We start from the raw sequence: 14,344 nt of genomic DNA, 5'->3' as shown, positions 1-14,344 counted from the left end.
CCTGCTCCGTTCGGCAGCGATCCTACCGGGATACGGTCACCGTGCGGAGCGCACCATGTCGGTGAAGAACCGGTGCAGCCTGTCGTCGCCCGTCAGCTCCGGATGGAACGAGGTCGCGAGGGCGTTGCCCTGCCGTACGGCGACCACATGGCCCCCGTACTCCGCGAGCACCCGCACCTCGGCGCCGACCGACTCGACCCAGGGGGCCCGGATGAAGACGCCCTCCACGGGGCCGCCGTCGACACCGCTGACCTCGACCGCGGCCTCGAAGGACTCGTTCTGCCTGCCGAAGGCGTTCCGGCGGACGATCATGTCGATCCCGCCGACCGTCTCCTGGCCGGAGCGCGGATCGAGGATCTTCTCGGCGAGCATGATCATCCCGGCGCAGGTGCCGTAGACCGGCATCCCGGCCCCCACCCGCTCCCGCAGCGGCTCCAGCATGCCGAAGAGCGCCGCCAGCTTGGACATCGTGGTGGACTCGCCGCCCGGGATCACCAGCCCCTCGACCCCGTCGAGCTCCGCCGGGCGCCTGACGGTCCTGGCCTCGGCTCCCGCCGTCGCCAGGGCCGCCAGATGTTCCCGGACGTCGCCCTGGAGCGCCAGGACGCCGATCACAGGGGTGCTCATCGCCGGTTACCAGCCACGGTTCGCGTAGCGCTCGGCCTCGGGCAGGGTGTCGCAGTTGATGCCGACCATGGCCTCGCCCAGATCGCGGGACGCCTCCGCGATGACCTTCGGGTCGTCGTAGAAGGTGGTCGCCTTCACGATCGCCGCGGCGCGCTTGGCCGGGTCACCCGACTTGAAGATGCCGGACCCGACGAAGACGCCCTCGGCACCGAGCTGGCGCATCAGCGCCGCGTCGGCGGGGGTGGCGACACCGCCCGCGGAGAACAGCACCACCGGCAGCTTGCCGAGCGCCGCGACCTCCTTGACGATCTCGTACGGCGCGCGCAGCTCCTTGGCGGCGGCGTACAGCTCGTTGCTGTCGAACCCGCGGAGCCTGGCGATCTCGTTCTTGATCTGCCGCAGATGCCTGACGGCCTCCACGACGTTGCCCGTGCCCGCCTCGCCCTTGGAACGGATCATCGCCGCGCCCTCGCCGATCCGGCGCAGCGCCTCCCCCAGGTTGGTGGCACCACAGACGAAGGGCGTGGTGAACGCCCACTTGTCGGAGTGGTTGACCTCGTCGGCCGGGGTCAGCACCTCGGACTCGTCGATGTAGTCCACGCCCAGCGACTGCAGGACCTGGGCCTCCACGAAGTGACCGATCCGCGACTTCGCCATCACCGGGATCGAGACCGCGTCGATGATCCCCTCGATCATGTCCGGGTCGGACATCCGGGCGACGCCGCCGTCCTTGCGGATATCGGCGGGCACCCGCTCCAGCGCCATCACGGCGACCGCGCCGGCGTCCTCGGCGATCTTCGCCTGCTCCGGCGTGACGACGTCCATGATCACACCCCCCTTGAGCTGCTCGGCCATACCGCGCTTCACGCGCGCGGTGCCGGTCTCGGGGGACTGGGGAACGGTGGGAAGCGTGGTGGACACGGAGCGACCTCACTGGCTGAAAACGATGGGGAACTGCACCACCAGAAAACGCCCCGGAACCAGTCCACAGCAAGAGCCAATGAGGAGGCGGTGGCTCGTTTCGCGTGCTCAGGTACCCGGCCGGTCGGCCAGCGCGACCGGCGGCTCGTCGTCCATCTCGAACGCGAGCGGGAACGGCGCGTGGCCGGCGAGCCGGAACCAGCGGACCTTGCGGTGCCGACGCAGCGCGCGGGCCGCGCGTACGGAGTCGTTGTGGAACCGGCGCGCCATGGGTACGCGCCGCACCGCGGCGGCGAGCTCCCCGGCGGCCTCCTCGCCCCCGGGCGCGGCCTGCACCGCCTCCACCTGGGCGGTCTCCCCGAAGACGGCCCGCAGCGCCTGGCTCAACTCGCTCTCCGCGACCTCCCGCTGCTCCTCCTCGGCCTGCCGGGCGGCGTGCGCGGCCTGATATAGGACGATCGACGCGGCGGGATCGAGCACGCCGGAAGAGGCCAGTTCCTGAGTGACCGAGGCGCGCCGCAGCAACTGGGCGTCGAGGGCGGCGCGGGCGGCGTCGATACGGGCGTGCAGCCGGTCGAGGCGGCCGGCGGTCCAGCTGAGGTAGAGGCCGATCGCGACGACGGCGACGACGATCCAGATAAGGGTCTCGATCACAACGGGCAACGGTATCGCCTCCCGGCGGGGGGTCGTGGTGCGGTCTCGTCGTCGTGGGCCGGGGCCGGGTGCCGCCGCCTCCCCCGCCCGCCCTCGCGCACGGCCGCGCCAGTCCGTGACGGGCGGTGAAGGGGGGCGCGCAGGGGTCGTGTCCGGGACGTAGAGCGTGATGTGTGGCGCACGAACGCCCGAACCAACGACAGGCCGGAGTCGCGCCGTACGGGGGTCCGGAGGTGTCCCCCGGGAAAGCACAGCATGCAGTCCCGGGCGCGAGGCCCGGAGCGCACCCCGGCAACACCCCGCACACAACCACCGGCCCCAGCCGAAACGCGCCCCGGACCGCGCCCCCCGCCGGACGGCGCACCGGCCCCGGCCCCGGCCCCGGCCGAACCGCACCCGGAAACCGGCCACCGCCGAAACGAACCGCTACCCGCCCGAGAAGAGCGCCTCGCCGTCGCCCTCTCCCCGCCGCCACAACCGGCCCCGCAGTCCCGTCCGTTCGTCCGTCGCCACCGACGCCGCCCCGTCCGTCACCGTCTCGTACACCGCCAGAATGTCCGCCCCCACCGTCGACCAGTCGAAGCGCCGCACATGCGCGCTCCCCCGCTCCCGCAGCTCCGCGCGCCTCTCCGCGTCGCCCAGCAGCCGTACCGCCGCCCCCGCCAGCGCGTCCGCGTCCTCGTTCGTGAACAGTTCGCCCGCCGCCCCCTGGTCCAGGACCTGCGCGAACGCGTCCAGATCGCTCGCCAGTACCGCCGCGCCCGCCGACAGCGCCTCGACGAGGATGATGCCGAAGCTCTCGCCGCCCGTGTTGGGCGCGACGTACAGGTCGACGCTGCGCAGCAGCCGCGCCTTGTCCTCGTCGCTGACCATGCCGAGGAACTCGACGCGCTCCCGCATCTCCTTGGGGAGCGACTCCACCGCTTCCTTCTCGTCCCCGCGCCCCGCCACCAGCAGCCGCGTCTCCGGGTAGACGGCGAGGATCTTCGGGAGGGCGTTCATCAGCACCGGCAGGCCCTTGCGCGGCTCGTCGATCCGGCCGATGAAGCCGATGGTGCGCCCCTGCCAGTCGGGGTTGACGTCGGCCTTGGCGAAGAAGTCGACGTCGACGCCGTTCGGGATGACCACGGCGTCCCCGCCCAGGTGCTCCACCAGCGTCCGTCGCGCGTACTCGCTCACCGCGATCCGCGCGCTGATCTTCTCCAGCGCGGGCTGGAGGATCGGGTACGCGGCGATCATGGCCCGCGACCGCGGGTTCGAGGTGTGGAACGTGGCGACGATGGGGCCCTGCGCGGCCCAGCAGGTGAGCAGACCCAGCGACGGCGCGGTCGGTTCGTGGATGTGGATCACGTCGAAAGCGCCGTCGTGCAGCCAGCGCCGTACCCGCGCGGCCGACAGGAAGCCGAAGTTCAGCCGGGCGACCGAGCCGTTGTACGGGACGGGCACGGCGCGGCCGGCCGAGACGACGTACGGCGGGAGCGGGGTCTCGTCGTCCGCGGGGGCCAGTACGGACACCTCGTGTCCGAGCCGGATCAGATGGTCCGCCAGATCCCTGATGTGGAACTGGACTCCGCCCGGTACGTCCCAGGAGTACGGGCAGACGATGCCGATCCTCACTCGGGCCCCCGCTCCAGGTCCTTGAGCCACAGCCGTTGCAGCATGTGCCAGTCCTCCGGGTGCTCGGCGATTCCGTCGGCGAAGGCATCGGCCATCGCCTGTGTCATCACAGACGTCTTCTCGGCGCGGGTACCTGTCCCGGGTACCTCGATCGCCGGGTACACGCGTCCCCGCATGACCGTCGAATCGTCGAACCAGAGCGCCGCCGGCATCAGCAGCGCCCCGGTCTGCTGGGCGAGCAGCGCGGGCCCCGCCGGCATCCGGGCGGCGTCCCCGAAGAAGTCGACCTCGACGCCGGACGACGACAGATCGCGGTCGGCGACCAGGCAGACCAGTCCGCCGCCGCGCAGCCGCCGCGCGAGCCGGCCGAAGGCGGAGCCGCCGGTGTGCGGCAGGACCTCCATGCCCAGGCTCTCGCGGTAGGCGACGAACCGGTCGTACAGCGTCTCGGGCTTGAGCCGCTCGGCGACCGTCGTGAACGGCACCCCCTGTCCCCGAGTGAGCCACGCGCCCGCGAGGTCCCAGTTGGCCATGTGCGGGAGGGCCAGTACGACGCCGCGTCCGGAGGCGAGTCCGTCCATCAGCAGGTCGATGTCCTTGATCTCGGCGCCCGCACGCACGCGCTCCGTGCTCCAGGCCGGCAGCCGGAAGGACTCCATCCAGTAGCGCATGTACGAGCGCATCCCGGCCTTGGAGAGCGCGGCGAGCCGCTCGGGCCCGGCGTCGGGCACCACACGCGCGAGATTGGATTCGAGGCGCAGGACGCTCGGCCCGCGCCGCTTCCACACGGTGTCCGCGATGGTCCGGCCGAGGGCCGTGGCCACGGGCTCCGGCAGCTTCTTGACCGCGCCCCAGCCGAGCCCGTACAGCGCGTCGGTCACGCGGTCGCGCGCCCCGCTCATGAGGTGGCCCCGCTGCCCCGGGAGCCGGCCGCCGCGGCGTCGGCCTCGGCGGATTCGCGGCGTACCGTGACGACGCGCTGGCCGAGTGTGACCACGCTGCCCACGGCGACGATCCACAGAGCGATCGGCAGCAGGATGTCGATGCCCGGGACTCCGAAGCCGTGCAGCCCGGCGAGACCGGCCGCGACCAGCGAGATGACCAGCCGCTCGGCGCGCTCGACCAGCCCGTTGACGGCCACGGGCAGCCCGATGGACTCCCCCCGGGCCTTGGTGTACGAGACGACCTGGCCGCTGGCCAGGCAGAAGATCGCGACGGCGCAGAGCGCGTTGCTGTCGCCGGTGCCCGCGTACCAGAGCGCGAATCCGGCGAAGATCGCGCCGTCCGCGACCCGGTCGAGGGTCGAGTCCAGGAAGGCGCCCCAGCGGCTGGAGATCCCTGCCTGCCTGGCCATATTGCCGTCGATGAGATCGGAGAAGACGAAGACGGTGATGACGATGGTGCCCCAGAAGAACTCCCCGCGAGGGAAGAAGACCAGCGCACCCGCCATCACTCCGGCCGTACCGATGAGCGTGACCGCATCCGGGCTGACTCCGCGGCGGAGCAGAAATGCGGCGAACGGTGTGAGGACACGCGTGAAGAATGCACGCGCGTACTTGTTCAGCATGGCCTTCCCGAGGTTCGGTGGGCCGCGTGGCCCCGACGGCCACCGGCTGGGCCCTGTCCGGTGGGTCTCCGTGGGCCTTCGGACAGGACCTGGCCCATCGTAGCCAGGACCCCGGCGCCGTACTCCGGGGCACCCGCACCATGCGCCCGCGTACGACGTATGGACGCACCGTGGCCGGGGTGCGAAGCTCGAAGGACCACCGCGGGCCTCGCCGGAGCTGCCGCGCGGCTCACCCGGCCCGCTCCTCTCTCCATCCCCTCACGTGGACGACCGGGAGGCAGGGATCATGGGCGACAAGGCGCGTATACACCCCGGGGCCGCCGGAAGGGCGCCGACGGCCGACCGGCCCGCGTCCGTACGGAACGTGGTGCTGGTGGGCCACAGCGGTTCGGGAAAGACCACGCTGGTCGAGGCTCTGGCGCTCACCGCCGGAGCGGTGAACCGGGCGGGACGGGTCGAGGACGGCGCGACGGTCTCGGACTACGACGAGATCGAGCACCGCCAGCAGCGTTCCGTACAGCTTTCTCTCGTGCCCCTGGAATGGGGCGGGTGCAAGATCAATCTGCTGGACACCCCCGGCTACGCGGATTTCGTCGGGGAGCTGAGGGCCGGTCTGCGGGCCGCGGACGCGGCCCTTTTCGTTGTGTCGGCCGCCCAGGAGGCGGAGGCCGTGGCGGGTGCGACCCGTACGGTCTGGGACGAGTGCGCGGCGGTCGGGATGCCGCGCGCGATCGTCGTCACGCATCTGGACACGGCGCGCACCGGCTTCGACGAGATGACCCGGATCTGCGCGCGGATCTTCGGCGGGGACGATCCGGACGCCGTGCTGCCGCTCTATCTCCCGGTGCGGGGAGCGGAGGGCCCCGACGGACACGCTCCGGCCACCGGGCTCGTGGGGCTGCTGTCGCGGAAGATCTCCGACTACGCCTCCGGGGAACGCCGGGAGAATCCGCCCGGTCCCGACGAGCTGCCGCGGATCGAGGAGGCCCGCGACCGGCTGATCGAGGGGATCATCGCGGAGAGCGAGGACGAGACCCTCATGGACCGCTACCTCGGCGGCGCGGAGATCGATGTCACCACGCTGATCGAGGATCTGGAGAAGGCCGTGGCGCGCGGTGTCTTCCATCCGGTGCTCGCGGCGGCTCCCGCGCCGCCCGGCGCCCGGCAGGGCCTGGGTACGGTCGAGATGCTGGACCTGATCGTCGGCGGCTTCCCGACCCCGCTGGAGCGGCCGGCCCCCGTCGTGACGACCCTGCGGGGCGCCCCGCGTCCGGACATCCGCTGCGACCCGCGGGGACCGCTGGTGGCGGAGGTGGTCAAGACCGCCTCGGATCCGTACGTCGGCAGGATCTCTCTCGTACGGGTCTTCTCCGGCACCCTGCGGCCGGACGAGACGGTCCATGTCTCGGGCCACGGGCTGACCGACCGGGGGCACGAGGATCACGACGTCGACGAGCGGATCGGCGCCCTGTCCTCCCCCTTCGGCAAGCAGCAGCACGTGCTGGCCCACTGCGTCGCCGGTGATCTGGCCTGTGTCGGGAAGCTGTCCAGCGCCGAGACGGGCGACACGCTGTCCGCCAAGGACGATCCGCTTCTGGTGGAGCCCTGGGTCATGCCCGATCCGCTGCTGCCGCTGGCCGTCGAGGCGCACAGCAAGGCCGACGAGGAGAAGCTGTCCCAGGGGCTCGCGCGGTTGGTCGCGGAGGACCCGACGATGCGGCTCGAACAGAACCAGGACACCCATCAGGTGGTCCTCTGGTGCCTGGGCGAGGCCCATCGGGAGGTCGCGCTGGACCGGCTGCGCAGCAGGTACGGGGTGCAGGTGGACGCCGTACCGTACCGGGTCGCGCTGCGGGAGACCTTCGGCGAGAGCTCCGCGGGGCGCGGCCGCCATGTGAAGCAGTCCGGCGGCCACGGCCAGTTCGCGATCTGTGAGATCGAGGTGGATCCGCTGCCTCCCGGGTCCGGGATCGAGTTCGTCGACAAGGTCGTGGGCGGCGCGGTGCCGCGGCAGTTCATCCCCTCCGTCGAGAAGGGCGTACGGCTCCAGGCGGCGCGGGGTGTCGCGGCGGGGCATCCGCTCGTCGACATCCGGATCACGCTGCTGGACGGCAAGGCCCACTCGGTGGACTCCTCCGACGCCGCGTTCCAGACGGCGGGCGCCCTGGCGCTGCGCGAGGCCGCGGGCGACGCGTCCATCCATCTGCTGGAGCCGGTCGCGGAGTTGGCGGTCCTGGTGCCCGACGAGTACGTGGGGCAGGTGATGAGCGATCTGTCCGGCCGGCGCGGCCGGGTGGTCGGCACCGAACAGGCCGGGCAGGGAAGGACGTTGGTGAAGGCCGAGGTCCCGGAGCTGGAGATCGGGCGGTACGCGGTGGACCTGCGGTCGGTCTCGCACGGCACCGGCCGCTTCAGCCGGGCGTACGCGCGCCACGAGCCCATGCCGCCCGCGGTCGCGGACCGGCTGCGCGAGCGGGAGGGGGCAGGGGTCTGACATCCGTTCCGGTGCGGGGTCCGAGCCCTGTCCGGTAAATCCGTTCCGGGGCCGGAGAGTTGTCCCGTTCCAGGCTTTCGGGTGCCGCGTGTGGCGAAAGAGCGCCAGGTCTCCTGACGCGGAGGGCACGGCCCGGTTACGCTGTGGTGCCCAGCTCCAGCAGGTGTGCGGGGCACGCGCGCCGGGTGGCCGGCCGCGGCAGCGGAACCTTGTGGCGAAGGGGCGTCAGTGGCGGACGACGTATTCGACTTCGGCCCGGGGGCACAGGTCCCGATCATGGGTTCGGACGGACAGACCGCGGCGACGCATGCCCTCGCCTCGGCCGCGTACCGGGACAGTCCGGTCGAGGAGATCCTCAAGGCCGACAACGAGTGGCACAAGTCCTCGGTCTCGAAGGGCAAGTTCTCGCTCTTCGAGCCGAATCTGGGCGAGGCGTTCTCCCGTGCCGTACAGCTCCGGATGCTCGGCGGCGGCCGTGGCGCGCTGATCCAGTCCTTCGGCATGGAGCCGCAGACCGTGGTGGAGCACGCCCTGGCGGCGTCGCGTATCCGCAAGGAGCGTGACTCCAAACTCACCGCCGTGACCGTGGTGTTCGGGGTGCTGTTCCTGCCCGGACTGCTGCTCTGGCTGGGCGTGTTCCAATTGCGCCGCACGCTGGCGGGGGCCAAGGACAAGCGGGCCGGCATGGTGGGCGGCGCCCTGCTGTTCGCGGTGGCGGCGCTGGCGGTGATCGTGCTGGTCGCGCTGCCGTTCAACGGCGTGCTGGGCTGGTATCTGCGCGGCATGATCGTCGCGCCCGTCATCGGCTGGCTGGTCGCCAGGCGGATCTGCGAGATGACCGCGAAGGATCTGCGCACCCGCTGGGACAATCTCCTCTCGGGCGGCGGGGTGGGAGCCAAGATCCCCGAAGCCGTGCCGGGGAACCCGGGCGACGCCACCCGCGAGGCGCTCCGCCAGGGCCTGGAGAAGCTCACCGCCGAGCAGCGGTCCAACATGGTCTTCTACGCGGGCCCCAAGGGCATATTGGGCATGGGCACCCGCTGGGGCAGCTGGCAGCTGGCCGAGGAGCTCGTCCCCAGGGACGCGGGCAAGGAGATCCACCAGTTCCGCGCGTATGACGTGATACGGGCGATCCATGACCAGATGAAGCTGCTGGAGCGCGGGCCGCTCAACTCCGGTGGTTTTCCGACGCCTTCCGTGAAGCACTGGATCGTGTCGCCGGTCGGCGAGGGCGCGGGTTCGGTGTCCCGGCGTGAGGGCCAGGACGTGGAGGCGTTCCAGGTCAAGCCCCACGAGATACAGCGGATCTGCAACCACCAGCAGTTCGGCAGCGGCGACCGGCACTACCTGGGCGTGCAGTTCGTCCTCTGGGACGGCCAGCTGGTGATCACCATGATGATCACGGTCACCGTGCTCCACGAGACCCTGCGCATCGAGGTCACCGGCCATGCCCTGGGCCCGGTGCACTCCCTGTTCACCACGAAGTCCTCGCCCAAGACCGTCACGGTCGCCAAGACGGTCCGGTTCTGGGAGACCACCTCACGGACGCTGCCCCTGATCGATCCGCCTGAGGTGGTGCGGCTCGCGGTCCGTGCGCCGTTCACCTGGTATCCGCCGATCCTGGACTTCCTCGGCGGCAAGCTGTCGCTGCCCGAGCCCTTCGGTCTGCGGCACGCCTGGGCCGATCAGCCCTGGCGCCACCGCTTCATGGCAGACGACGCGATGCGCGCCGCCACCCCCGTACTGCGCGTGGCGCACAACGCCGCGCTGCGGGTGCTGGAGGAGCACGGCGTGGACACCGAACGCTTCAAGGGCCGTGCGTCCTCGCTGAGCGGCGCGGTGCAGGATCTGTCGCCGAAGAAGGCCGACGCCTACGACGCGTAGCGGCGGCGCCCGCGAACGCGTGGCAACCGCGCCTACGGGCGCGGCCAGGCATCGGCCAGCATCGCCCGGGTGTCGGCGAGCAGCTGCGGAAGCACCTTCGTATGTCCGACGACAGGCATGAAGTTGGTGTCGCCGCCCCAGCGCGGCACCACATGCTGGTGCAGATGGGCGGCGATCCCGGCCCCTGCCACCGCGCCCTGGTTCATCCCGATGTTGAAGCCGTGCGCGCCGGACGCCGTACGGAGCGCGGTCATCGCCCGCTTGGTGAACAGGCCCAGCTCGGCGGTCTCCGCCTCGTCCAGCTCCGTGTAGTCGGCGACATGACGGAACGGCACCACCATCAGGTGCCCGCCGTTGTACGGGTAGAGGTTCAGCACCGCGTACACCCGCTCGCCGCGCGCGATCACCAGTCCGTCCTCGTCGGACTTGGACGGGATGGAGCAGAAGGGACAGCCGTCCTCGGCGCCCGGTCCGGTGGGCTTGTTCTCGCCCTGGATGTAGGCCATCCGATGGGGCGTCCACAGGCGCTGGAACGCGTCCTGGGTCCCCACTCCGATCTGCTGCTCCGGCTCGCTCGTCATGCTGTGCAGCATATGACTTCGGCCCCGCGGAGCGTGTCGCCGGGCCCGCGCCCGACGGGCCCCGGCCATGCTGGGGCGATGCATGTCCGAAATGGGCCCGACCGGCAGCTCGGCTGGGAGCGGCGCACGGAGCTGCCGCTGCTCGTGGCCTCGGTGCTGTTCCTCGCCTGCTACGCGGTACGGGTCCTGGACCACAGCCCCGACCCGTTCTGGCGCGACCTCGCGTTGGGCCTGGCCCTGCTGATCTGGCTGCTCTTCGCGGTGGACTACGGGGTGCGGCTGGTGCTCAGCGGCCAGGGTCTCCGGTTCGTCCGTACGCACTGGCTGGACACCGTCGTACTGGTACTGCCGCTGCTGCGCCCGCTGCGGATCGTGAACACCTATGTGACGCTCCAGCGGCGCCGGGACCGTCCCCGGCTCAGTCTTTACGGGCGGGTGATGGCGTATGCCGGGATCACGTCCGTCCTGCTGAGCCTCGCCGCCGCCCTCGCCGTCTATCAGCAGGAGCACGACGCGCCGGGGGCCACGATCACCACGTTCGGCGACGCGGTCTGGTGGGCCTGCTCGGCGATCACCACCGTCGGCTACGGCGATGTGACACCCGTGACGCCGCTCGGCCGGGTGTTCGCGGTGTTCCTGATGGGGTGCGGGCTGGCGCTGCTCGGCGCGGTGACCGGTTCGTTCTCGTCCTGGCTGATCCAGGTCTTCGACAGGGAGGGCAAGGAAGAGCCCCCGGGAGGCGACGGCTCCCCGGGGGCTTCGTCCTGACCGGTCAGGACTCGGACCGACGACGGTCGCGGACCGGCCGCGGTCGCGGACCTGACCTCGTCCTCAGATCTGGGCGCGCTCGTCGACGACCTTGGCGATCTTCGCGATGGCCTCGTCCACGGGGATTCCGTTCTCCTGCGAACCGTCGCGGTACCGGAAGGAGACGGCGCCGTTGGCCATGTCCTCGTCGCCCGCGATGATCATGAACGGAACCTTCTGCTTCTGCGCGTTCCTGATCTTCTTCTGCATACGGTCCGACGACGAGTCCACCTCGACCCGCAGCCCCCTGGCCCGCGCCGCCTTGGCGAACTCCTGGAGGTACGGGATATGCGCGTCGCCGATCGGGATACCCGTCGCCTGCACCGGCGCCAGCCACGCCGGGAACGCGCCCGCGTAGTGCTCCAGGAGCACCGCGAAGAAGCGCTCGATGGACCCGAACAGCGCGCGGTGGATCATGACGGGACGCTGCTTGGACCCGTCCGGCGAGGTGTACTCCAGGTTGAAGCGCTCCGGCAGATTGAAGTCCAGCTGCACGGTCGACATCTGCCACGTACGGCCGATGGCGTCCCGCGCCTGCACCGAGATCTTCGGACCGTAGAACGCGGCGCCGCCCGGGTCGGGGGTCAGCGGCAGCCCCTGCTTCTCGGCCACCGCGCGCAGGACTTCGGTGGCCTCTTCCCACGCCTCGTCCGTACCGACGAACTTCTCCGGGTCCTTGGTGGACAGCTCCAGATAGAAGTCGGTCAGTCCGTAGTCGCGCAGCAGGTTCAGCACGAAGGTGAGCGTCGAGTCCAGCTCGTCCGCCATCTGCTCCTTGGTGCAGTAGATGTGCGCGTCGTCCTGGGTGAAGCCGCGGGCCCGGGTCAGCCCGTGCACGACGCCCGACTTCTCGTACCGGTAGACCGTCCCGAACTCGAACAGCCGCAGCGGCAGCTCACGGTAGGAGCGGCCCCGCGCGTCGAAGACCAGGTTGTGCATCGGGCAGTTCATGGGCTTGAGGTAGTAGTCCACGCCCTCGTCGAGCTGCATGGGCGGGTACATGCCGTCGGCGTACCAGTCCAGGTGCCCGGACTTCTCGAAGAGCTTCCCCTTCGTGGCGTGCGGTGTGTAGACGAACTCGTACCCCTCCTCCTCGTGCCGGCGGCGCGAGTAGTCCTCCATCGCCCGGCGGATGACACCGCCCTTGGGGTGGAATACCGCGAGACCCGAACCGACCTCGTCGGGGAAGGAGAACAGATCGAGCTCGCTGCCGAGCTTGCGGTGATCGCGCTTCTCGGCCTCGGCGAGGAACTCCAGATGCGCCTTCAGCTCTTCCTTCGACGGCCACGCGGTGCCGTAGATACGCTGGAGCATCGGGTTCTTCTCGCTGCCCCGCCAGTACGCGGCGGCGTTCCGCATCAGCTTGAACGCCGGGATGTTGCGGGTGGTGGGCAGGTGGGGGCCGCGGCAGAGGTCCTTCCAGCACAGCTCGCCGGTCTTGGCGTCCAGGTTGTCGTAGATGGTCAGCTCGCCGCCGCCCACCTCGACATCCGCGCCGTCGTCGGTGGACGCGGCGCCCTTGATGCCGATGAGCTCCAGCTTGTACGGCTCGGCCGCCAGCTCCTCGCGGGCCGCCTCGTCGGTGACGACGCGGCGCGAGAAGCGCTGGCCGCGCTTCTGGATCTCCTGCATCTTCTTCTCGATGGCCTTGAGGTCATCGGGGGTGAATGGGGTCGCCACGTCGAAGTCGTAGTAGAAGCCGTCCTTGACCGGCGGGCCGATGCCCAGCTTGGCCTCGGGGTGCAGCTCCTGTACGGCCTGCGCCATGACATGCGCGGTGGAGTGGCGCAGGATGGCGAGGCCGTCCTCGGAGGAGATCTCGACGGGCTCGACGACCTCGCCCTCGCCGATCTCGTACGCGAGGTCCTTCAGCTCGCCGCCCACACGCGCGGCGATCACGGTGCGCTCACCGGGAAAGAGCTCGGCCGCCGTAGTGCCCGTCGTCACCACGCGCTCTTCCCGCTCGGAATCGCGTTGGATGATCACACGGACGTCTGACACCGGTCTCTCCTGCTGTACTCGCGAGGCGCGACAGCGGTCGCTGCGCGTTCTGAATCGTACCGAGCCCGGAGGGCCGCGCGCGAAACGGTTAGCCGGGACACAGGCGGAACAGCGCGGTACCGGCCCCCTCTCATTCCGCCCGGCATCCCGTCCGGTCACCGTAAGGCGCCCACCGGACACGGCGCGTACCGAACGACCTGTCCGGGTATCCCCTTTTCGGGCAGAGCTGGAACATCTGCCGCTCATGCGCGAGGAGTTCGGGAATGACGTGTTGGTACGAAGGGCCGCTGGCCGCATTCGACACCGAGACGACGGGGGTGGACGCCGAGGAGGACCGGATCGTTTCGGCCGCGCTGGTCGTCCAGGACATGGCGGGCACCCAGCCGCGGGTGACGCGCTGGCTGATCGATCCCGGTGTGCCCGTGCCCGCGGCCGCCACCGAGGTGCACGGGCTCACGGACGACTTCCTGCACCGCAACGGCCGCTGGCCGGCTCCGGCGGTGGAGGAGATGGCGCGGGCGCTGGCCGGGCAGTGCGCGGCGGGCCGGCCGCTCGTGGTGATGGACGCGCCGTTCGATCTGACGGTCCTCGACCGCGAGCTGCGCCGCCACCGCGCCTCGTCGCTCGCCGAGTGTCTGCGGAACGTGCCGCTGTGCGTGCTGGACCCCTTGGTCCTCGACAACCATCTGGACCGGTACCGCAAGGGCGGCCGTACGCTCGCCGATCTCTGCGCCCATTACGAGATCGAGCTGGACGGGGTGCGGGACGCGACCGGCGGCGAACTGGCCGCGCAGGCGGCGCTCGACGTCGTGCGCGCGGTCGGACGGCGCTTCTCCGCGCGGATGGAGCGGCTGAGCGCCACCGAGTTGCACACGCTCCAGGCCGTCTGGCACGCGGCGCAGATCCGGGGGCAGCAGACGTGGTTCTCGCGCGGCGGCGAGGATGCGGCGGATCCGGCCTGGCCCCTGCGGCCCGAACTGCCCGCGGAGGCGGCCTGATCCGGGGGGCCGTGACGCAAGGGGGCGGAACGCGCGAAGGCCGGTCCGTCATCGACGGACCGGCCTTTCCCGGTGGGCGATACTGGGTTCGAACCAGTGACCTCTTCGGTGTGAACGAAGCGCTCTCCCACTGAGCTAATCGCCCGGGAACGGACTGAACGATACAGGCCCTCACGGGCTTCCTACAAACCGA

At 70.8% G+C, this 14,344-nt stretch carries 12 protein-coding genes and 1 tRNA gene; 4 read left to right on the top strand and 9 right to left on the bottom strand.

The features are described 5' to 3' along the window. Positions 1–36: 36 nt before the first annotated feature. The 6 genes from pdxT to pgsA form a co-directional block, all read right to left on the bottom strand. A complete protein-coding gene (gene pdxT / locus CU044_RS34765) occupies positions 37–627 on the bottom strand; it encodes a pyridoxal 5'-phosphate synthase glutaminase subunit PdxT (protein ID WP_129772719.1) in 591 nt (196 codons plus the stop codon). 6 nt (positions 628–633) lie between these two features. After that, positions 634–1,548 (bottom strand): pyridoxal 5'-phosphate synthase lyase subunit PdxS, encoded by a 915-nt coding sequence (gene pdxS, locus CU044_RS34760; RefSeq protein ID WP_129772718.1) that lies wholly within the window; start codon positions 1,546–1,548, stop codon positions 634–636. Positions 1,549–1,656: 108 nt separating this feature from the next. Continuing rightward, entirely contained in the window at positions 1,657–2,202 is a 546-nt protein-coding gene (locus CU044_RS34755) for a hypothetical protein (protein ID WP_129772717.1), read from the bottom strand. Positions 2,203–2,628: 426 nt separating this feature from the next. Continuing rightward, positions 2,629–3,819 carry a glycosyltransferase family 4 protein gene (locus CU044_RS34750; RefSeq protein ID WP_129772716.1) on the bottom strand — a complete coding sequence of 397 codons (1,191 nt, stop codon included), beginning with the start codon at positions 3,817–3,819 and terminating at the stop codon, positions 2,629–2,631. Beyond that, entirely contained in the window at positions 3,816–4,721 is a 906-nt protein-coding gene (locus CU044_RS34745) for a phosphatidylinositol mannoside acyltransferase (RefSeq protein ID WP_129772715.1), read from the bottom strand. The genes CU044_RS34750 and CU044_RS34745 overlap by 4 nt, the downstream gene beginning before the upstream one ends. Next, a complete protein-coding gene (gene pgsA, locus CU044_RS34740) occupies positions 4,718–5,386 on the bottom strand; it encodes a phosphatidylinositol phosphate synthase (protein ID WP_129772714.1) in 669 nt (222 codons plus the stop codon). The genes CU044_RS34745 and pgsA overlap by 4 nt, the downstream gene beginning before the upstream one ends. 286 nt (positions 5,387–5,672) lie before the next feature. On the opposite strand from pgsA, the gene CU044_RS34735 reads away from it, so the two are divergent. Then, positions 5,673–7,880, top strand: a complete 2,208-nt coding sequence (locus CU044_RS34735) for an elongation factor G-like protein EF-G2 (RefSeq protein ID WP_129772713.1) — start codon at positions 5,673–5,675, stop codon at positions 7,878–7,880. Positions 7,881–8,108: 228 nt separating this feature from the next. Beyond that, positions 8,109–9,764, top strand: coding sequence for a hypothetical protein (locus CU044_RS34730; RefSeq protein ID WP_129772712.1), 1,656 nt, complete (start codon positions 8,109–8,111; stop codon positions 9,762–9,764). Between the two features lie 32 nt (positions 9,765–9,796). Here CU044_RS34730 and CU044_RS34725 read toward each other — a convergent pair whose 3' ends face one another. Next, positions 9,797–10,357: an HIT domain-containing protein gene (locus CU044_RS34725; RefSeq protein ID WP_129772711.1), complete on the bottom strand. Its 561-nt coding sequence runs from the start codon at positions 10,355–10,357 to the stop codon at positions 9,797–9,799. 66 nt (positions 10,358–10,423) lie between these two features. Between CU044_RS34725 and CU044_RS34720 the strand changes: the two genes are divergently transcribed. Then, complete coding sequence (locus CU044_RS34720) at positions 10,424–11,113, top strand: potassium channel family protein (protein WP_240046009.1); 690 nt, start codon at positions 10,424–10,426, stop codon at positions 11,111–11,113. A 63-nt stretch (positions 11,114–11,176) separates the two neighbouring features. Here the strand turns inward: CU044_RS34720 and thrS are convergent, their stop codons facing one another. After that, the gene (gene thrS / locus CU044_RS34715) at positions 11,177–13,153 is read right to left on the bottom strand and encodes a threonine--tRNA ligase (protein WP_129772709.1); all 1,977 of its coding nucleotides are present in this window, start codon (positions 13,151–13,153) and stop codon (positions 11,177–11,179) included. 263 nt (positions 13,154–13,416) lie between these two features. On the opposite strand from thrS, the gene CU044_RS34710 reads away from it, so the two are divergent. Next, complete coding sequence (locus tag CU044_RS34710; RefSeq protein ID WP_129772708.1) at positions 13,417–14,151, top strand: 3'-5' exonuclease; 735 nt, start codon at positions 13,417–13,419, stop codon at positions 14,149–14,151. A 73-nt stretch (positions 14,152–14,224) separates the two neighbouring features. On the opposite strand, the gene CU044_RS34705 is transcribed toward CU044_RS34710, so the two are convergent. Next, positions 14,225–14,296: transfer RNA gene (locus tag CU044_RS34705), tRNA-Val, on the bottom strand. Positions 14,297–14,344: the final 48 nt, after the last annotated feature.

The sequence above is a fragment of the Streptomyces sp. L-9-10 genome (assembly GCF_004151105.1).
Classification (GTDB): domain Bacteria; phylum Actinomycetota; class Actinomycetes; order Streptomycetales; family Streptomycetaceae; genus Streptomyces.
Note: the sequence above shows the minus strand (reverse complement) of the source record. Positions and strands in the feature narration are given on the sequence as shown.

Excerpts from the sequence above, each read along its gene's own strand:
- pgsA (WP_129772714.1), bottom strand. The coding sequence starts at position 5,386 with ATGCTGAACAAGTACGCGCGTGCATTCTTCACGCGTGTCCTCACACCG.
- CU044_RS34710 (WP_129772708.1), top strand. The coding sequence starts at position 13,417 with ATGACGTGTTGGTACGAAGGGCCGCTGGCCGCATTCGACACCGAGACG.
- pdxT (WP_129772719.1), bottom strand. The coding sequence starts at position 627 with ATGAGCACCCCTGTGATCGGCGTCCTGGCGCTCCAGGGCGACGTCCGG.
- CU044_RS34725 (WP_129772711.1), bottom strand. The coding sequence starts at position 10,357 with ATGCTGCACAGCATGACGAGCGAGCCGGAGCAGCAGATCGGAGTGGGG.
- CU044_RS34745 (WP_129772715.1), bottom strand. The coding sequence starts at position 4,721 with ATGAGCGGGGCGCGCGACCGCGTGACCGACGCGCTGTACGGGCTCGGC.
- CU044_RS34735 (WP_129772713.1), top strand. The coding sequence starts at position 5,673 with ATGGGCGACAAGGCGCGTATACACCCCGGGGCCGCCGGAAGGGCGCCG.
- CU044_RS34720 (WP_240046009.1), top strand. The coding sequence starts at position 10,424 with ATGCATGTCCGAAATGGGCCCGACCGGCAGCTCGGCTGGGAGCGGCGC.